This window comes from Acinetobacter sp. SAAs474 (assembly GCF_032823475.1).
Lineage (GTDB): Bacteria > Pseudomonadota > Gammaproteobacteria > Pseudomonadales > Moraxellaceae > Acinetobacter.
The window spans coordinates 2,237,403-2,255,886 of record NZ_CP127915.1; the positions used below are offsets into that span (position 1 = coordinate 2,237,403).

At 40.2% G+C, this 18,484-nt stretch carries 17 protein-coding genes, 2 tRNA genes and 2 rRNA genes; 18 read left to right on the plus strand and 3 right to left on the minus strand.

Annotated features, from left to right (window positions below):
* Nucleotides 1–15: 15 nt before the first annotated feature.
* The 9 genes from ung (at nucleotide 16) to QSG86_RS11365 (ending at nucleotide 7,555) form a co-directional block, all read left to right on the plus strand.
* The gene (gene ung / locus QSG86_RS11325; protein WP_317031593.1) at nucleotides 16–729 is read left to right on the plus strand and encodes a uracil-DNA glycosylase; all 714 of its coding nucleotides are present in this window, start codon (nucleotides 16–18) and stop codon (nucleotides 727–729) included.
* Nucleotides 726–1,850 carry an enoyl-CoA hydratase/isomerase family protein gene (locus QSG86_RS11330; RefSeq protein ID WP_317031594.1) on the plus strand — a complete coding sequence of 375 codons (1,125 nt, stop codon included), beginning with the start codon at nucleotides 726–728 and terminating at the stop codon, nucleotides 1,848–1,850. Before ung ends, QSG86_RS11330 begins: the two co-directional genes overlap by 4 nt.
* Before the next feature lie 3 nt (nucleotides 1,851–1,853).
* The gene (gene tadA, locus QSG86_RS11335; RefSeq protein ID WP_317031595.1) at nucleotides 1,854–2,363 is read left to right on the plus strand and encodes a tRNA adenosine(34) deaminase TadA; all 510 of its coding nucleotides are present in this window, start codon (nucleotides 1,854–1,856) and stop codon (nucleotides 2,361–2,363) included.
* Nucleotides 2,364–2,738: 375 nt separating this feature from the next.
* Nucleotides 2,739–3,422: a (d)CMP kinase gene (gene cmk / locus QSG86_RS11340; protein ID WP_317031596.1), complete on the plus strand. Its 684-nt coding sequence runs from the start codon at nucleotides 2,739–2,741 to the stop codon at nucleotides 3,420–3,422.
* A gap of 104 nt (nucleotides 3,423–3,526) precedes the next feature.
* The gene (gene rpsA, locus QSG86_RS11345; RefSeq protein WP_317031597.1) at nucleotides 3,527–5,203 is read left to right on the plus strand and encodes a 30S ribosomal protein S1; all 1,677 of its coding nucleotides are present in this window, start codon (nucleotides 3,527–3,529) and stop codon (nucleotides 5,201–5,203) included.
* 164 nt (nucleotides 5,204–5,367) lie between these two features.
* Nucleotides 5,368–5,673 carry an integration host factor subunit beta gene (locus QSG86_RS11350; protein WP_317031598.1) on the plus strand — a complete coding sequence of 102 codons (306 nt, stop codon included), beginning with the start codon at nucleotides 5,368–5,370 and terminating at the stop codon, nucleotides 5,671–5,673.
* 18 nt (nucleotides 5,674–5,691) lie between these two features.
* Nucleotides 5,692–6,054, plus strand: coding sequence for a lipopolysaccharide assembly protein LapA domain-containing protein (locus QSG86_RS11355; protein WP_317032563.1), 363 nt, complete (start codon nucleotides 5,692–5,694; stop codon nucleotides 6,052–6,054).
* A 127-nt stretch (nucleotides 6,055–6,181) separates the two neighbouring features.
* Nucleotides 6,182–6,880, plus strand: coding sequence for an orotidine-5'-phosphate decarboxylase (pyrF, locus tag QSG86_RS11360; RefSeq protein ID WP_317031599.1), 699 nt, complete (start codon nucleotides 6,182–6,184; stop codon nucleotides 6,878–6,880).
* A 333-nt stretch (nucleotides 6,881–7,213) separates the two neighbouring features.
* Entirely contained in the window at nucleotides 7,214–7,555 is a 342-nt protein-coding gene (locus tag QSG86_RS11365; RefSeq protein WP_317031600.1) for a hypothetical protein, read from the plus strand.
* A gap of 6 nt (nucleotides 7,556–7,561) precedes the next feature.
* Here the strand turns inward: QSG86_RS11365 and ruvC are convergent, their stop codons facing one another.
* Nucleotides 7,562–8,107 carry a crossover junction endodeoxyribonuclease RuvC gene (gene ruvC / locus QSG86_RS11370; protein WP_317031601.1) on the minus strand — a complete coding sequence of 182 codons (546 nt, stop codon included), beginning with the start codon at nucleotides 8,105–8,107 and terminating at the stop codon, nucleotides 7,562–7,564.
* A gap of 122 nt (nucleotides 8,108–8,229) precedes the next feature.
* Between ruvC and QSG86_RS11375 the strand changes: the two genes are divergently transcribed.
* Nucleotides 8,230–8,778: an FxsA family protein gene (locus QSG86_RS11375; protein WP_317031602.1), complete on the plus strand. Its 549-nt coding sequence runs from the start codon at nucleotides 8,230–8,232 to the stop codon at nucleotides 8,776–8,778.
* Nucleotides 8,779–8,886: 108 nt separating this feature from the next.
* A complete protein-coding gene (locus QSG86_RS11380) occupies nucleotides 8,887–9,516 on the plus strand; it encodes a LysE family transporter (protein WP_317032564.1) in 630 nt (209 codons plus the stop codon).
* Here QSG86_RS11380 and QSG86_RS11385 read toward each other — a convergent pair.
* The gene (locus tag QSG86_RS11385; RefSeq protein ID WP_317031603.1) at nucleotides 9,469–9,648 is read right to left on the minus strand and encodes a hypothetical protein; all 180 of its coding nucleotides are present in this window, start codon (nucleotides 9,646–9,648) and stop codon (nucleotides 9,469–9,471) included. The genes QSG86_RS11380 and QSG86_RS11385 overlap by 48 nt on opposite strands.
* A 190-nt stretch (nucleotides 9,649–9,838) precedes the next feature.
* Nucleotides 9,839–10,105 carry a 30S ribosomal protein S20 gene (gene rpsT / locus QSG86_RS11390; protein ID WP_317031604.1) on the minus strand — a complete coding sequence of 89 codons (267 nt, stop codon included), beginning with the start codon at nucleotides 10,103–10,105 and terminating at the stop codon, nucleotides 9,839–9,841.
* 216 nt (nucleotides 10,106–10,321) lie between these two features.
* Between rpsT and QSG86_RS11395 the strand changes: the two genes are divergently transcribed.
* The 7 genes from QSG86_RS11395 to QSG86_RS11425 all read left to right on the plus strand — a co-directional run bounded on the left by QSG86_RS11395 (nucleotide 10,322) and on the right by QSG86_RS11425 (nucleotide 18,371).
* Entirely contained in the window at nucleotides 10,322–10,990 is a 669-nt protein-coding gene (locus tag QSG86_RS11395) for a nucleoside-diphosphate sugar epimerase (RefSeq protein WP_317031605.1), read from the plus strand.
* A gap of 154 nt (nucleotides 10,991–11,144) precedes the next feature.
* Nucleotides 11,145–11,657, plus strand: a complete 513-nt coding sequence (gene rraA / locus QSG86_RS11400; RefSeq protein WP_317031606.1) for a ribonuclease E activity regulator RraA — start codon at nucleotides 11,145–11,147, stop codon at nucleotides 11,655–11,657.
* A 433-nt stretch (nucleotides 11,658–12,090) separates the two neighbouring features.
* A complete protein-coding gene (locus QSG86_RS11405; RefSeq protein ID WP_317031607.1) occupies nucleotides 12,091–12,750 on the plus strand; it encodes a DUF2057 family protein in 660 nt (219 codons plus the stop codon).
* Between the two features lie 511 nt (nucleotides 12,751–13,261).
* A 16S ribosomal RNA gene (locus QSG86_RS11410) occupies nucleotides 13,262–14,800 on the plus strand.
* 60 nt (nucleotides 14,801–14,860) lie between these two features.
* Nucleotides 14,861–14,937: transfer RNA gene (locus QSG86_RS11415), tRNA-Ile, on the plus strand.
* A gap of 123 nt (nucleotides 14,938–15,060) precedes the next feature.
* Nucleotides 15,061–15,136: transfer RNA gene (locus QSG86_RS11420), tRNA-Ala, on the plus strand.
* Nucleotides 15,137–15,480: 344 nt separating this feature from the next.
* Nucleotides 15,481–18,371: ribosomal RNA gene (locus QSG86_RS11425) — 23S ribosomal RNA — on the plus strand.
* Together the 16S and 23S rRNA genes with 2 tRNA genes alongside form the textbook arrangement of a ribosomal RNA operon.
* Nucleotides 18,372–18,484: the final 113 nt, after the last annotated feature.

Here is an 18,484-nt window from a genome sequence, read left to right on the forward strand (position 1 = left end):
ATTAGGAATACAGGTATGTCTTTGACTGATCAGCAACTTGCTAAATTAGAAAAAGTGCAATTAGAGGCAAGTTGGAAATATGGCTTAAGTGATTTTTTATTAAGTCAAAAAATGGATGAGTTAAAGGAATTTTTAATTCAAGAAAAAAAAGCAGATAAAGTCATTTATCCGCCTAGTTCACTTATCTTTAATGCATTTAACCTAACTCCGCTTGCGAATGTAAAAGTTGTCATTTTGGGACAAGACCCTTATCATGGCGCCAATCAAGCACATGGCTTAAGTTTTTCTGTGCAAAAAGGAATTGCTTTGCCACCATCGTTACGTAATATTTTTCATGAATTAAATACTGACCTTGGTGTGACTATTTCTACACATGGTGATTTAACACATTGGGCGCAACAGGGTGTGCTGTTATTGAATAGTGTTCTGACTGTGGAAGCAGGACAACCAACTTCACACCAAAAACGTGGTTGGGAAGACTTTACAAATCATGTGATTGATGTATTAAATGATCAACGTGAAAACATTGTGTTTATTTTATGGGGTGCATATGCACAACGTAAGGGACAACGGATAGATCAAAATAAACATCTGGTATTAAAAGCAGCGCATCCATCGCCGTTGGCTGCAAATCGTGGTGGTTTTTTTGGTTGTAAAGTTTTCTCAAAAACAAATAATTATCTTAAACAACATGGCATTGAGCCGATTAATTGGCAGCTGGACGCATGACATATTCTCCCGTTTCTCAAAATTATCATCCGGATTTAATTGTTGAAGAGGCTCAAAATGGTTGGCGTATTGTACGTCTAAACCGTCCTAAGTCTTTACATGCACTCGATGAATCTATTGTTTCTGCATTATTGGAAATTTTTCAAAATTTCCATAATGACACTACGGTTAAAGCGATTTGGCTAGATTCAACTACGCCAAAAGCTTTTTGTGCTGGTGGTGATGTACGTAAACTTCGTCAACTGGTGATTAATGATGAGGTTGATACTGCAAATGAGTTTTTTAAACAAGAGTATGCATTAGATTTATTACTTCATAATTATGCTAAACCTGTAGTTGTCTGGGGTGAAGGTTATGTGATGGGTGGAGGCTTAGGATTGTTTATGGCCGCACCTTTTAGGTTGGTCACGCCTTATTCTCGTTTGGCAATGCCTGAAATCAATATTGGTTTATATCCTGATGTTGGTGCAACCCGGTTCTTGGCGGATCGTGGCGCAATCGGTTTGTTTACAGGGCTTACTGGCTCGATTATGACTGCTGCTGGTGCGTATGGTATTGGCTGGGCGACCCATATTTGTGATGTCTCACGAGATATCGTACTCGAAAAGGTGATTGGTATTGACTGGGATCACTATCCTGCAGGAGATTTTAGAGCTTTAGATGATACTTTAAATAGTTTACATCGTCCCGTTGGCCCTGGCCCATTACAAAATTCTCTCGATACCATTCATAGTGTTTGTCGTGGTATTCATTTTGAACATGATTATGAATCAATTATTGGTTTGGGTGATGCACGAAGTGATTGGTTGCGTCAGGCCAGTGAGAATTTACAAAAGGGTGCACCTACCACAGCAGCGCTGACTTGGTTATTATGGCAGTGGGGGAAACAAGTTCATTCTTGGAATGAAGTTTTTGAGCTTGAAACACAAATTTCTGATTGGAAAATACGTCATCCAGATTTTGTTGAAGGTGTTCGCGCACGTTTGGTTGATAAAGATCTTTCTCCTGAATGGTATGTAGGAAAAAGTTATACGTTAAAAGATATTTTAGCGGATTATCCTCCAGTAACGACGATTGCCAGTTGGAATGCCTTATTAAAGCATTATGGTGTTATTGCTTAATTTATGTCAGTTATTTTGTATAGTGATGAATATTGGATGCAGTTTGCTTTTGAGCAGGCTGCATTAGCAGCTGCGCAAAACGAAATTCCAGTTGGGGCTGTTATTGTGAGTAATCAAACTATGATTGGTGCTGGTTTTAATCAGCCAATCGCTTTGCATGATCCAACAGCACATGCAGAAATTCAGGCGATACGTGCTGCTTGTCAGACATTGAACAACTATCGATTACCTGATGATGCAACTTTATATGTGACTTTAGAGCCTTGTACGATGTGTGTAGGTGCGCTCATTCATGCTCGGATTCATCGCGTTGTATTTGGGGCATTTGAGCCCAAAGCAGGTGCCTTAGTGAGTGCACGTCGTTTACTGGATTTGGGATATTATAATCATAAATTTGAATTTATCGCTGGATGTCTTGGTCAACAATGTTCTATTCAATTATCCGATTTTTTTAAAATGCGTCGTGAGCAGAAGCGCCAACAGAAAAAACAACAGCAGTTAAATGAATCTTGATCTCTAGATCAGATAGGGATGAATGAACAATTAAAATTGTTGTATTGATTTAGTAATTTATTGGATAGGCTATCTCATCTGTTAAAGGCTTGGGTTTATCGGTATATGAGATCGAATCACTATCGATGCATGACTTGATAACACTATAACACTTATATCAAGCGTGTTGTTTTCTAAAAAATTGTAATAAAATGCTTATAGAGATAATGATGTTGATATCATTTTTGGTATAGATGTGTGAATTTAATGCAATGGGTAGAGGAAATCGGGTTGTTCTATACCATTGAATCGCGAATCTCTGTACTATTTGTGGTATGCGCTTTTGCAATTGGGCATTGATTTTTTTTGCGCAGTTTTATCAATGATGGAAAGGTAATGACGGTAAATATTATTACAATTGATGGTCCAAGTGGTTCTGGAAAAGGTACGTTAGCAGCTAAACTGGCTGCACACTATCATTATCACTTATTGGATTCCGGTGCGTTATATCGTTTATTGGGATTGTCCTTATATCATGTACATCTGTTGGATAAGTTGGAAAGCTCATTAGATCAATGTATTGAAATTGCTAAAAATTTAGATATTAAATTTATGACAGTGGATCATGTGGTTCAGACCTTTTTAAATGGCGAAAATGTGACCACGGAAATACGCACTGAATATGTGGGTGAATTTGCTTCTAAGGTTGCTGCTATTCCTGCCTTGAGAGCTGCATTGTTGGAGCGTCAACATGCTTTTGCACAAGCGCCTGGCTTGGTCGCTGATGGGAGAGATATGGCGACATCTATTTTTCCGCATGCACAAGCCAAAATTTATTTGACAGCTTCTGCCCAATCTAGAGCTGAGCGTCGTGTAAATCAGTTGCAGGCAATGGGGCTAGATGCTAAAATAAACGACATTTTAGCTAATATACAAGCTCGAGATAAACGAGACATGGAGCGCACAGTCGCTCCGCTCAAGCCGGCAGATGATGCTTATATCATTGATAGTTCTGAACGATCAATTGATGAGGTATTTCAATTAATGACGGCTTATATTGACCAGCGATTAGCAGATTAAATTATTCAGCGAGAGTATAGCTTGATCAGTTTTTATGGACTATATGAACGCGTAACTAAACCGGCCTTGTCTGATCCAAGACCGCAGATTTTACTAGGTATATCATGACCGAATCTTTTGCAGCCCTCTTTGAAGAAAGTGAATTAAACCTCAACGTTGAAAAGGGTGCTGTCATCCAAGGCGTTGTCGTAAGCATCGACTCTGACTGGGTAACAGTTGACACAGGCCTTAAATCTGAAGGTGTTGTTGACCGTGCTGAATTTTTAAATGAACAACGTGAACTTGAAGTTCAGGTTGGTGACACTGTAGATGTTGTTGTAGAAGCGCTTGACAACGGTATGGGTCAAACAGTTTTATCACGTGAAAAAGCGAAACGTGCTGAAACTTGGACTAAGCTTGAAAAAATCTTTGAAGATGGCGAAATCGTTACTGGTGTTATTTCTGGTAAAGTGAAAGGCGGTTTCACAGTTGACATCGGTCCAGTACGTGCATTCTTACCAGGTTCTTTGGTAGATACTCGTCCAATCCGTGACACAACTCACCTTGAAGGTAAAGAGTTAGAGTTTAAAGTTATCAAACTTGATGCTAAACGTAATAACGTTGTTGTATCTCGTCGTGCAGTTATGGAAGCTGAATCTTCAGCTGACCGTGAAGCGCTTCTTGCTCAGCTTGAAGAAGGTCAAACTGTTACAGGTACGATTAAAAATCTTACTGATTACGGTGCGTTTGTTGATCTTGGTGGTATTGATGGTCTTCTACATATCACTGATATGGCATGGAAACGTATTAAGCATCCATCAGAAGTGGTTGAAGTTGGTCAAGAAGTTACTGTTAAAGTACTTAAATTTGACAAAGAACGTAATCGTGTATCTTTAGGTCTTAAACAATTAGGCGAAGATCCATGGTTAGCGATCATGAGCCGTTATCCTAAAGGTTCTATCGTTAAAGCACGTGTAACAAACTTGACTGACTACGGTTGTTTTGCTGAAATCGCTGAAGGCGTTGAAGGCTTAGTACACGTTTCAGAAATGGATCACACCAACAAAAACATCCACCCATCTAAAGTTGTTCAGATTGGTGATGAAGTTGATGTTATGGTTCTTGAAGTTGATGAAGAGCGTCGTCGTATTTCTCTTGGTATTAAACAAACTCGTGCTAACCCATGGGAAGAGTTTGCTAAGAACCACGACAAAGGTGAAAAAGTTTCAGGTACAATCAAGTCAATCACTGACTTTGGTATCTTCATCGGTTTACCTGGCGGTATCGATGGTCTGGTTCACTTGTCTGATATTTCTTGGAATGAACAAGGCGAAGAAGCAATCCGTCGTTACAAGAAAGGTGATACAGTTGAAGCCGTTATTCTTTCAGTAGATGCTGAAGGTAACCGTATCAGCCTTGGTATCAAGCAGATGAATAGCGATCCATTCAACGATTTCTTAGCTGCTAACGAACGTGGTGCTTTGGTTAAAGGTACTGTGACTGCTGTTGATGCTAAAGGTGCAACAGTTAAGTTGGCTGACGAAGTTGAAGCTTCTCTTAAAGCATCTGAAATCAACCGTGATCGCGTTGAAGATGCAACTAAGTTCTTAGAAGTTGGTCAAGAAGTTGAAGCTAAAATCATCAATGTTGACCGTAAATCTCGCTCTATCAACTTGTCAATCAAAGCGAAAGATGAAGCTGAAGAGAAAGAAGCTGTAGCAACTTTACGTCAAGCGACGAATGGTCAAGACAATGGTCCTAAGACTATTGGTGATTTGATTAAAGCTCAGATGAATCACTAATCAGTAGCGTTAAAAGTGTTTTGTTAATGTAAACTAACTAATACTTTTTATACGAATACTGTAAACGGTAGCGTAGTATTTGCATATTACGCTACCGTTTTGTATTTAAACAAGTTATTATTAAGTGTGATTCTAAAGAAGCTTGATAATTAAAGAGGTCGCAGATGACTACTGAAGTACTTAATAAGTCTGACTTAATAGAACGTATTTCTCTCAAAAATCCACATTTAGCTGAGCCTTTAGTGGAAGAAGCTGTTAAGATAATGATTGATCAAATGATTGCATCATTATCTGCAGATGACAGAATAGAAATTCGTGGGTTTGGGAGTTTTGCACTCCACCATAGAGAGCCTAGAGTTGGACGTAATCCAAAGACTGGTAAATCTGTTGAAGTGGCAGCTAAATCGGTTCCTCATTTTAAACCGGGTAAGGCGCTACGTGATGCAGTGAATCAATCTGTACAAAAATAATCATGATATGGGGTGTCTATGCGTTATGTTTTAGTCGTATTATTAATTGTGATATTCGGATATTCATTAGCGTTAGTGCTGCAAAATAGTACTGAGCTTTCCGTTGATTTGTTATTTACTGAAGTTCCTGCAATGCGTTTAGGATTGTTGTTATTACTTACCTTGGTTTTAGGTATTGTAGTAGGATTACTTCTTGGTATCCAAATCTTTCGTGTATTTCAAAACAGTTGGGAAATTAAACGACTACGTAAAGATATAGACCATCTTCGTAAAGAACAAATCCAGATAGCACAAGCTGCTGCTGCTGAAGCTGCAGCAAATATGAGGCATGAAAAAACAGTGTTGGATATAGAACCAAATAAAACATCCACTCCACTCTGAATCATCAGCCGTTGTGTTGTTTTTTTAAACACTCTAAAGCTTGTTCTTTAGAGTGTTTTTGTTTTAGTGTACTGAATCTGCTTTGTTGATTGAGGTTTTCGTTTTATAATCCGTTCAATTTTAATTGATGAAAAGGGAACCCCACTTGAGTATTATTGTTGCACTTGATGCTAAAAGCCAATTTGATGCATTAACGATTGCAGAGCAGTTAGATCCTGCTTTATGTCGAGTGAAAGTTGGTAAAGAGCTCTTTACTCATGAAGGTCCATCTATTGTTAAGGCATTACATGATCGAGGGTTTGAGGTTTTTTTAGATCTTAAATTTCATGATATTCCAAATACAACAGCGCAAGCAGTGTGCGCTGCTGCAGATTTGGGTGTATGGATGGTGAATGTACATGCATCTGGTGGTCGTAAAATGATGGAGACATGTATCGAGCGTTTAAATGCGGGTCATTATGCGACGCAATTGATTGCCGTCACTGTGTTAACATCGATGGGGCGTGAAGATCTGCAAGATCTGGGGTTGGATATCGAGCCTTTGACACAAGTCCAACGTTTAGCACAATTAACTCAGGAAAGTGGTTTGCATGGTGTAGTGTGTTCTGCACAAGAAGCAAAAGTATTGCGAGAAACTTTAGGGCCAGATTTTGCTTTAGTGACACCGGGTATTCGTCCGGCGGGAGTACAAGCAGATGATCAAAAGCGTATTGTAACACCGAAACAAGCCATGCAGGAGGGTTCTACACATCTGGTGATTGGTCGTCCAATTACGCAAGCAGCCTCTCCATCACAAGCATTAAAAGATATTCTAGCAACCTTGTAGTGACGATAATATTTTAGTCTTGCCTAAATATAAACGTTATCAAATTTTGATTGATCTCTTGTATGGCTGAATATCATGCGTGCTATACGCACACTATGTAGTGATTATGCTGCTGAATGATGTGCTTACAAGAGATTTATTTTTATCATATCACTGTTGGATTTGAACATGGTCTTTTCAATCTTACAGTTTTGGTTTGTTAAATGAGCATAAGTCAAAGGAAACGATCATATATTTTTAAATTAATAATAGTGTTTTTATTTGAGCGTATGAATTTTGATGATAGATAAAAATCAAGTGAACTGATGAGATCATGGTGAGTAAAGGATTAAAATGGATAAGTATCTGATTGTTTTGATGGTGGTTATATTTTGTATTTTTTTAATTATATATACGCAGAGAAGCCAGCAAAACTCAGCTGAGCCTAAGCAGTTTAAGCAAAGAGTACTTAAGGCATTTCCAGAATTTTCAGTGGTTGAAAAATATAATAATATTATTATTTCTAAATTAAATCAGCAGCATCAATTGCAAGAATTGGTGACGATTCGGATTGATGCAAACCAGCAAAAAAATATACGTCTGTATGGTGGTATGATGATTGCAACCTATCCTAAACCACCATCAATACGAGAAATGAAAAAAGATTTTACACTGCATTTACAGGCAATTCACTGATTGTAATTAGCGACGACGACTACTACTGCGACTACGTCCGCGTGCCATACCACCTAGAGCATTTAATACGGCCATTTTGCTCATACTACCAGATGCATGTGCATGACAAATTGCAGCAGCCAATGCATCTGCTGCATCTGCCTGAGGGCGTATACTGAGGTTTAATAATTTCATGACCATCATTTGTACTTGCTCTTTATCTGCTGCACCATAGCCGACTACAGATTGTTTAATTTGTCGTGCGGTATACTCTGCAACCTCTAAGTCTGAGTTCACTAAAGCTGCAATCGCTGCACCACGTGCTTGTCCTAACTTAAGTGCTGAATCTGGGTTTTGCGCCATAAACACTTGTTCAACAGCAGCTTCGGTTGGTTGATGAAAGTTTACAATACGGGCAATACCTGCAAAAATACGTTTTAGGCGTTCTGGCATTTCTGTTGTTTCTGTACGGATTGTTCCCGCATCAATAAAGCGTAGTTTTGAACCCTCTTGTTCGATAATTCCATAACCAGTTAGGCGCGAACCAGGATCAATACCGATAATTAATGACATATTTACCCTTTAAAAATAATAGAATGCCCATATTGTTACATAAGCGTATCAGAAAAGCTTGATAGTGATTAAGCAGTTGATGACGAAACTTTATTTAATTTATTGAGAATAGATTAATTTTTATGAAATTATTTCTTATTTTGTTCGTGGGCTTAATCCTTGAAGTTTTGGTCTGGATTGGTGTGGGTGATTTGGTTGGAAGCATGTGGTATGTTTTCTTCTGGTTTATTGCTGCATTTTTTATCGGTTTGAGTATGATTCGAAAATACGCTGCGGGTGTAATGCCGCAAATGCAGCAAATGCAAATGGGGCAAATGACGGGTGATCCTGCATTAACTCAAAATTTACCCAAAATTATTGCTGGTTTCTTATTGATGATTCCTGGGTTAATTACCGATTTTTTAGCTTTATTGATTTTAATTCCTGCTGTTCAAAATTTACTAAAAAATACCATGATGAATATCATGATGAAGCGTCAACAAGACATGTTGAATAAAATGATGGGTGGCATGGGGGGTGCACAAGGTCAAAATCCATTTGCAGATATGATGCGCCAAATGCAGGATATGCAGCAACATGAGCGTGGTGATTCAAATGTGATTGATGGTGAAGCACGAGAAGTAAAACCTGAATCAAAACAGATTGAATTTAAAGATGTAAATAAAAAATAATACGAATATTTAATCATGCTGAACATTGATGTTCAGCTTTTTTTTTATTTGAATCCTATACTTGTATCTTGATTTATAATAGATACTATTTAAATTGCATTACTGATGATATCGTTACTTTTAACTATTTGTCTTTTACATTTTGTAGCACAGTTAAGTCCTGGGCCAGATGTTTTGTTGATTGCCAAAAGTTCGGCATCTACCACAAAATTAAATACGCTAAAAATCATTTTAGGAATTTCTGTTGGAATCGTGATTTGGGTTTTACTGACTTTATGTGGGTTTAGTTTACTCATAGAGGAATTTCCATGGATTCAGCAGCTTTTAATGTGTATGGGTGGGTTTTTCTTGGCTAAAATGGGCTGGGGAATGTTGAGTTATGGATTAAAAATGCGTAAACAACAGTTTCAGCTAGATGATGGTGATCCTGTTGAAAATCAGAATTACTTTTTATTGGGATTGTTGACAAATTTAGCCAATCCTAAAACTTTAATTTATTTTAGCAGTGTATTTTCTCTTGCATTAAGCTCATCTGCATCGGGCATCATTAAGACTTATTTAGCTTTTATTATTCCAATTCAGACTTTTCTTGTATTTGTATTATTTATGCTCATCATGTCTTTACCTAAGGTTAAGTTAGCGTATCGTAAATCAGGCAGTTATATTGATATTTTATCAGGCATATTGTTTTTAATCTTTGCTTTGTTTTTGTGGTATGACGTTATTCGAATGTTCTGATTGACTTTTATCTGCTGATTGTTTTGGATAGCGATTAGGTTTTAAGGTGGTTGCTGTGTTCTCTGAGCCTTGATATTGATGACTACGATTAGCTCTTTCACGTAATCCTCCTTTTTTAATTAGTTGAATCATTTATATATTCCTTAAATATCTATTCTTGTATAAGCGGGATTATGCTATGTGGCTAATGTTGAGTTTGCTTATACATATTGGATCATAAAACAGTGGGTGTATTGGCGAAATTAAATCATCTTTAAATTAATAATATCGTATTATTTGGGATTAAAAAAAGCCCTAAAAAGGGCTTTTTTTAATGAACAAATTAATTTGCTAATGCTTTAACTTGTGCATTTAAACGGCTCTTGTGACGAGCTGCTTTGTTTTTGTGAATGATGCCTTTGTCAGCCATGCGATCAATAACAGGTACAGCAGTTTTGTATGCTTCAGATGCAGCAGCATAGTCACCAGCAGTGATTGCAGCGATTGTACGTTTGATATAAGTACGCACCATAGAACGTAAGCTTGCGTTGTGTTTACGTGCTTTAACGTTTTGACGAGCACGTTTTTTAGCTTGAGCAGAGTTTGCCACTCGTGCACTCCTTGAATTAGATTGGTCTGGGCGGGCTGCAATTACATCTGAAAACCAATATCAGAGAATTCATGAACCAGCCCGTAAACAAGTGGCATATTTTGATTAATCTATATCGCGAAGTCAAGTCTTGACATGCTTTGGCAACATTTTAGATGCAGAAAAAAGCATAAGATAATGTTAAATTGGCCTCAAAGTGAGGGTGATTGATTAAAAATGACACAGATGGTAGAAAAAGCAATTATTATTGGTGCAACAGGTTTGGTGGGGTTAACACTCATACAGCGATTAAATACCTTACCCAGTTGTCGTCGTATTACTGCTGTGGTTCGTGCTCAAAATCCTATATTGCATCAATTTGAAAAAGTTCAACAGTTGGTTGTTGAAGACTTTTTATTATTGAATGCCCAGGATGTTGCTGACTATTCACATGCATTTAGTTGTTTAGGTACGACCTTAAAGAAAGCAAAATCCAAAGCGGGTTTTTATCAGGTTGATTTTGCGATAAATGCGCATTTTGCAGACTTATTGCTATCGAGCAATACGCATTATGTATTGGTGAGTGCACTAGGAGCTTCTGTTGATGCTCAATTTTTTTATCAACGCGTTAAAGGTGAGTTGGAATCTTATATTCGATCTTTATCCTTATTTAAGGTGTCGATTATTCGACCTTCATTATTATTAGATCAGCGTATAGAAACACGATTTTTAGAAAACTTGACTAAATATTTATACGCTAAGATGGTCGCTCTTGTACCAGTTTCACTTAAATATAGGCCTGTGACTGCTCAGCAGGTGGTTCAAACCATAATTTATGCTGCGCAAAATCAAGATGCTGAGTATGTTGTATATGATAATTCAGCTATTATTGAGCTTAATCACTAGATGATATTTAAAAATAAAATATTAAAATTGATCACCATGTTTAGTAGGTATTGATGTCTATTTTTATACTATAGTCGATAACACTAATTCTCTAAAATATAACACAATAAATTATGCTAAGTTATTTTTAGTAAATGAATAACGAGGAAACAACGTGTCTTTATCTACATTTGTGACGTGTGATGTATTAGATAATTATCCAGATCAGAATTTTCAGGTGCTTACACCTTCTTTAGATGGTAAATATTTTAAAAGTTATGGTGCACGTAAAAGTTTTGCTGGACAAATTGTGACAGTAAAGTGTTTTGAAGATAATTCTCGAGTCAAGGAATTGTTGGCAACCAATGGGCACGGCAAGGTACTTGTTGTTGATGGCGGCGCCTCTATGCGCTGTGCATTGATGGGGGATATGATTGCTGAATCTGCTGTAAAAAATCATTGGAATGGTGTCATTATTTATGGATGTGTGCGTGATGTTGATGCACTTGCAGAATTAGATTTAGGGGTTCATGCATTGGCTGCAATTCCACAGAAAAGCCATCGTAGAGGGCTTGGTGAGGTTGATGTTGTATTGCATTTTGGCGGCGTTTGTTTTCATCCAGATCATTATGTCTATGCTGATAATAACGGTATTATTGTAAGCACTGAAAAGCTGATTGAGTTTTAAATAAAATCTGATTAAATTAAAGTGCTATCCATTAAAATTTATGGATTATTTAAAATGCTTAAGTAATCCATATTTTAATGGAAATTTATCTTTTATTGATTGGATGTTTATAGTGAATGGTGGTGATTAAACAGCTGATCGATCATGTACATTCTGCTTAAGCGATTGAGATTGTTTATTTAGTAACTGATTCGTGATTTTAAATATAAAAGAATTTTTACTTTAAGTTGATGATAATTGAGGGTTAATCATAAAATTACCGCAATTGATTATTTTGAATAAAAATTTTATCCGTAAATCAGATTGTAAAGTAAATATGATAAAAGAAATCATCACATCATGGCTTATATACTGGTAATACTGTTTATTTCATTAAATTGTCATTAAAAATATAGATAGTGTGCTTTTTATAATTGATTCATGAGTAATATAGATGATGAAACAAATCTTGGCATCTATGATGGTTTTGTCTTTCACTGGTTTGGTAAATGCTGCGGTTACTTTGCAGATACAACAAGAAATTAAAGTAGAAGAGATTAATGGTCAAGCTATTAAGTCGGGTTTAATTCGCTCAAATTTGGATCAATATCAATTAAATGCTGGTACCAATGAGTTAGAAGTTAGTTATTATCAGTATTTTGATGCTGAAGATGGTATTGGTGCACACGATATCGTTAGATCTGCACCAGTATTCATTAAAACACCAATTTTACAAGACAATCAGACTTATCGATTAGCATTGATGAAAATGCCACAAAATAATGATCAAGCAAAACAGTTTGCAAAACAACCCATTTTTGGCCTATATAATAGTCAGAATGAATTATTGATGACACAAGCTGGTGCAGTACAGTCACGACAAAGTATTATGAATGCATTTTTGGGTGATCAAGAACAGACATTCAAATCTAAAAATATGACGAATAAACAACCAGAAGCAAGCTATACCGTTGCTGCTAAAATAATGCCAGAACAAAAACAAGCTGAAACTGCCAATAAGGCGACATCTGCATCTTTACATCAATTAATTAATACTTGGCAGAATGCGAGTAAAGAAGATCGTCAAAAGTTTATGATGTGGTTGGCTGAGTAAAATCATTTGTAATATCGTAATCGATGATAAATCCTACTGAATTTATACTAAAATGCTTTTTTTGATTAAATTACGATCAATTGACTGGTTTTTTAGTAGGAATTATAAAAAAAGGGCTTGTGTTCGATGTGAAATACTGTAGAATGCACATCCATCGGCGGTGATGTTAAATAAAACTTCTGATAAATCAATAAGTTGCTTAAGTGTTAAGATTCTGATTAGGGTTTTGAGTTTAAGGTTAAACTTAGATTTGTTAGAAAATAAATTAACAAAACCAGTTGACTTTTCTACCGAAGAGCGTAATATAGCCGACCTAGCTTGCTGGTGACGAACCAACAAGAAGATCATTAAGAAATTATGAAGAACAACTTGTGTGGATTTTTACTGATTGATTGATCGAAATATTATCATTGATTGATTGGTTTAAATTACTCGAAGTTTATTTGAGAGAATTTGTCAGAAAATTGATGAGCCAGATTTAGTAGCTTAGATTAAAGCTACAAAATGATTTTAACTGAAGAGTTTGATCATGGCTCAGATTGAACGCTGGCGGCAGGCTTAACACATGCAAGTCGAGCGGGGAAAGGTAGCTTGCTACTGGACCTAGCGGCGGACGGGTGAGTAATACTTAGGAATCTGCCTATTAGTGGGGGACAACATTCCGAAAGGGATGCTAATACCGCATACGTCCTACGGGAGAAAGCAGGGGATCACTTGTGACCTTGCGCTAATAGATGAGCCTAAGTCAGATTAGCTAGTTGGTGGGGTAAAGGCCTACCAAGGCGACGATCTGTAGCGGGTCTGAGAGGATGATCCGCCACACTGGGACTGAGACACGGCCCAGACTCCTACGGGAGGCAGCAGTGGGGAATATTGGACAATGGGGGGAACCCTGATCCAGCCATGCCGCGTGTGTGAAGAAGGCCTTTTGGTTGTAAAGCACTTTAAGCGAGGAGGAGGGTACCTTGGTTAATACCCAAGAGTACTGGACGTTACTCGCAGAATAAGCACCGGCTAACTCTGTGCCAGCAGCCGCGGTAATACAGAGGGTGCGAGCGTTAATCGGATTTACTGGGCGTAAAGCGTGCGTAGGCGGCTTTTTAAGTCGGATGTGAAATCCCCGAGCTTAACTTGGGAATTGCATTCGATACTGGGAAGCTAGAGTATGGGAGAGGATGGTAGAATTCCAGGTGTAGCGGTGAAATGCGTAGAGATCTGGAGGAATACCGATGGCGAAGGCAGCCATCTGGCCTAATACTGACGCTGAGGTACGAAAGCATGGGGAGCAAACAGGATTAGATACCCTGGTAGTCCATGCCGTAAACGATGTCTACTAGCCGTTGGGGCCTTTGAGGCTTTAGTGGCGCAGCTAACGCGATAAGTAGACCGCCTGGGGAGTACGGTCGCAAGACTAAAACTCAAATGAATTGACGGGGGCCCGCACAAGCGGTGGAGCATGTGGTTTAATTCGATGCAACGCGAAGAACCTTACCTGGTCTTGACATAGTAAGAACTTTCCAGAGATGGATTGGTGCCTTCGGGAACTTACATACAGGTGCTGCATGGCTGTCGTCAGCTCGTGTCGTGAGATGTTGGGTTAAGTCCCGCAACGAGCGCAACCCTTTTCCTTATTTGCCAGCACTTCGGGTGGGAACTTTAAGGATACTGCCAGTGACAAACTGGAGGAAGGCGGGGACGACGTCAAGTCATCATGGCCCTTACGACCAGGGCTACACACGTGCTACAATGGTCGGTACAAAGGGTTGCTACCTCGCGAGAGGATGCTAATCTCAAAAAGCCGATCGTAGTCCGGATTGGAGTCTGCAACTCGACTCCATGAAGTCGGAATCGCTAGTAATCGCGGATCAGAATGCCGCGGTGAATACGTTCCCGGGCCTTGTACACACCGCCCGTCACACCATGGGAGTTTGTTGCACCAGAAGTAGGTAGTCTAACCGCAAGGAGGACGCTTACCACGGTGTGGCCGATGACTGGGGTGAAGTCGTAACAAGGTAGCCGTAGGGGAACCTGCGGCTGGATCACCTCCTTAACGAAAGATTGACGATTGGTAAGAATCCACAACAAGTTGTTCTTCATGCAATATATCTGAGGGTCTGTAGCTCAGTTGGTTAGAGCACACGCTTGATAAGCGTGGGGTCACAAGTTCAAGTCTTGTCAGACCCACCATGAACAAGACTTAAAGTACTACTTTAAGGCGAAGTGCAAGACAAACGAACGAAAGTGAGTGCGTAGTGTATGGGTTCAAGGATTCTGAGTGAAAAGAAACAAGATATATTGAGATCTTAAGCTGGGGACTTAGCTTAGTTGGTAGAGCGCCTGCTTTGCACGCAGGAGGTCAGGAGTTCGACTCTCCTAGTCTCCACCACTTATCCTACGGATAAGTTATAAGCAAATAAACGGATAGCTTATAGAGCTTAGTGATAAAGCATTGTAAAATGCATTGTTATTAATCTCTGTGATTTATCACAGTTTACTACGTGCTGACGAGGCAGTAGTTAATCATTAACAGAATATATTTGAGTTGAAATAATTTGTTCATACTCGTTTCAAGTAAGTAATTACAAGAAATGAGTTACTAGCGATTAAACTGAATCAAGCGTTTTGGTATATGAATCTAATTGAAGCTGTATAGTGATTAAGTTCACAAAGCTCTAAACTGTAATGTTGGTTGTTCTACTTGTAGGAACAAACGACTGTTTGGGGTTGTATAGTCAAGTAATTAAGTGCATGTGGTGGATGCCTTGGCAGTCAGAGGCGATGAAAGACGTAATAGCCTGCGATAAGCTCCGGGGAGGCGGCAAATATCCTGTGATCCGGAGATTTCTGAATGGGGAAACCCACTTACCATAAGGTAGGTATTGCAACATGAATACATAGTGTTGCAAGGCAAACGAGGGGAAGTGAAACATCTCAGTACCCTTAGGAAAAGAAATCAATTGAGATTCCCTCAGTAGCGGCGAGCGAACGGGGAACAGCCCATTAAGTTATGTGTGTTTTAGTGGAATGCTCTGGGAAGTGCAACCGTAGTGGGTGATAGTCCTGTACACGAAAGGGCACACATAATGATGACGAGTAGGGCGAGGCACGTGAAACCTTGTCTGAATATGGGGGGACCATCCTCCAAGGCTAAATACTCCTGACTGACCGATAGTGAACCAGTACCGTGAGGGAAAGGCGAAAAGAACCCCTGTGAGGGGAGTGAAATAGATCCTGAAACCGCATGCATACAAGCAGTGGGAGCCGACTTGTTCGGTGACTGCGTACCTTTTGTATAATGGGTCAGCGACTTACATTCAGTAGCAAGGTTAACCGTATAGGGGAGCCGTAGGGAAACCGAGTCTTAATAGGGCGTTTAGTTGCTGGGTGTAGACCCGAAACCAGGTGATCTATCCATGAGCAGGTTGAAGGTTGGGTAACACTAACTGGAGGACCGAACCCACTGTCGTTGAAAAGCCAGGGGATGACTTGTGGATAGGGGTGAAAGGCTAATCAAACTTGGTGATAGCTGGTTCTCCCCGAAAGCTATTTAGGTAGCGCCTCGGACGAATACCATTGGGGGTAGAGCACTGTTTCGGCTAGGGGGTCATCCCGACTTACCAAACCGATGCAAACTCCGAATACCAATGAGTACTATCCGGGAGACAGACTGCGGGTGCTAACGTCCGTAGTCAAGAGGAAAACAATCCAGACCGCCAGCTAAGGCCCCAAAATTATAGTTAAGTGGGAAACGATGTGGGAAGGCATAGACAGCTAGGAGGTTGGCTTAGAAGCAGCCACCCTTTAAAGAAAGCGTAATAGCTCACTAGTCGAGTCGGCCTGCGCGGAAGATGTAACGGGGCTAAAACTATATGCCGAAGCTGCGGATGTATACTTTGTATACGTGGTAGGGGAGCGTTCTGTAAGCCGATGAAGGTGGATTGAGAAGTCTGCTGGAGGTATCAGAAGTGCGAATGCTGACGTGAGTAACGACAAAACGGGTGAAAAACCCGTTCGCTGAAAGACCAAGGGTTCCAGTCCAACGTTAATCGGGGCTGGGTGAGTCGACCCCTAAGGCGAGGCCGAGAGGCGTAGTCGATGGGAAATTGGTTAATATTCCAATACTTCTGTGTAATGCGATGAGAGGACGGAGAAAGTTAAGTCAGCCTGGCGTTGGTTGTCCAGGTGAAAGGATGTAGGCATGTATCTTAGGCAAATCCGGGGTACTCTATGCTGAGATCTGATAGCAAGCGAGTTTACTCGCAAAGTGGCTGATACTATGCTTCCAGGAAAAGTCTCTAAGCTTCAGTTACACAGGAATCGTACCCGAAACCGACACAGGTGGTCAGGTCGAGTAGACCAAAGCGCTTGAGAGAACTCTGCTGAAGGAACTAGGCAAAATGGTACCGTAACTTCGGGAGAAGGTACGCTGCTGTCGGTGATGGAACTTGCTTCCTGAGCTGATGGCAGCCACAGAAACCAGGCCCCTGCAACTGTTTATTAAAAACATAGCACTCTGCAAACACGAAAGTGGACGTATAGGGTGTGATGCCTGCCCGGTGCTGGAAGGTTAATTGATGGGGTTAGCGTAAGCGAAGCTCTTGATCGAAGCCCCAGTAAACGGCGGCCGTAACTATAACGGTCCTAAGGTAGCGAAATTCCTTGTCGGGTAAGTTCCGACCTGCACGAATGGCATAATGATGGGGGCGCTGTCTCCAGCAGAGGCTCAGTGAAATCGAAATCGCCGTGAAGATGCGGTGTACCCGCGGCTAGACGGAAAGACCCCGTGAACCTTTACTGCAGCTTGACATTGAACTTTGATCTTACTTGTGTAGGATAGGTGGGAGGCTTTGAAACCGAGACGCTAGTTTCGGTGGAGCCAATCTTGAAATACCACCCTGGTAATATTGAGGTTCTAACTCTGTCCCGTAATCCGGGACGAGGACCATGTCTGGTGGGTAGTTTGACTGGGGCGGTCTCCTCCTAAAGAGTAACGGAGGAGTACGAAGGTGCGCTCAGCGTGGTCGGAAATCACGCGTAGAGTATAAAGGCAAAAGCGCGCTTAACTGCGAGACCCACAAGTCGAGCAGGTACGAAAGTAGGTCTTAGTGATCCGGTGGTTCTGTATGGAAGGGCCATCGCTCAACGGATAAAAGGTACTCTGGGGATAACAGGCTGATACCGCCCAAGAGTTCATATCGACGGCGGTGTTTGGCACCTCGATGTCGGCTCATCTCATCCTGGGGCTGAAGCAGGTCCCAAGGGTATGGCTGTTCGCCATTTAAAGAGGTACGCGAGCTGGGTTTAGAACGTCGTGAGACAGTTCGGTCCCTATCTACCGTGGGCGCTGGAAATTTGAGAGGATCTGCTCCTAGTACGAGAGGACCAGAGTGGACGAACCTCTGGTGTACCGGTTGTGACGCCAGTCGCATCGCCGGGTAGCTATGTTCGGAAGGGATAACCGCTGAAAGCATCTAAGCGGGAAGCCTACCTCAAGATAAGATTTCCCTTGGACTTTATGTCCTCTAAAGAGCCGTTGAAGACTACGACGTTGATAGGTTGGATGTGGAAGCATGGTGACATGTGAAGCTGACCAATACTAATTGCTCGTGAGGCTTGACTATACAACACCCAAACAGTTGTATACAAAGCATCAATCGATTCATAAAACATCATCTAACGATGAAAATACTTGATTTAGTATCGCTAATCGAACATCATATCCAACTCAGATATA

What these genes read in the sequence shown, in the direction of transcription:
- ruvC (WP_317031601.1), bottom strand. Translation starts at nt 8,107, where the DNA reads ATGTCATTAATTATCGGTATTGATCCTGGTTCGCGCCTAACTGGTTAT.
- QSG86_RS11330 (WP_317031594.1), top strand. Translation starts at nt 726, where the DNA reads ATGACATATTCTCCCGTTTCTCAAAATTATCATCCGGATTTAATTGTT.
- cmk (WP_317031596.1), top strand. Translation starts at nt 2,739, where the DNA reads ATGACGGTAAATATTATTACAATTGATGGTCCAAGTGGTTCTGGAAAA.
- ung (WP_317031593.1), top strand. Translation starts at nt 16, where the DNA reads ATGTCTTTGACTGATCAGCAACTTGCTAAATTAGAAAAAGTGCAATTA.
- pyrF (WP_317031599.1), top strand. Translation starts at nt 6,182, where the DNA reads ATGAAAAGGGAACCCCACTTGAGTATTATTGTTGCACTTGATGCTAAA.
- QSG86_RS11350 (WP_317031598.1), top strand. Translation starts at nt 5,368, where the DNA reads ATGACTACTGAAGTACTTAATAAGTCTGACTTAATAGAACGTATTTCT.
- QSG86_RS11395 (WP_317031605.1), top strand. Translation starts at nt 10,322, where the DNA reads ATGACACAGATGGTAGAAAAAGCAATTATTATTGGTGCAACAGGTTTG.
- QSG86_RS11375 (WP_317031602.1), top strand. Translation starts at nt 8,230, where the DNA reads ATGAAATTATTTCTTATTTTGTTCGTGGGCTTAATCCTTGAAGTTTTG.
- QSG86_RS11355 (WP_317032563.1), top strand. Translation starts at nt 5,692, where the DNA reads ATGCGTTATGTTTTAGTCGTATTATTAATTGTGATATTCGGATATTCA.
- QSG86_RS11365 (WP_317031600.1), top strand. Translation starts at nt 7,214, where the DNA reads ATGGATAAGTATCTGATTGTTTTGATGGTGGTTATATTTTGTATTTTT.
- QSG86_RS11405 (WP_317031607.1), top strand. Translation starts at nt 12,091, where the DNA reads ATGATGAAACAAATCTTGGCATCTATGATGGTTTTGTCTTTCACTGGT.
- QSG86_RS11385 (WP_317031603.1), bottom strand. Translation starts at nt 9,648, where the DNA reads ATGATTCAACTAATTAAAAAAGGAGGATTACGTGAAAGAGCTAATCGT.
- rpsA (WP_317031597.1), top strand. Translation starts at nt 3,527, where the DNA reads ATGACCGAATCTTTTGCAGCCCTCTTTGAAGAAAGTGAATTAAACCTC.
- tadA (WP_317031595.1), top strand. Translation starts at nt 1,854, where the DNA reads ATGTCAGTTATTTTGTATAGTGATGAATATTGGATGCAGTTTGCTTTT.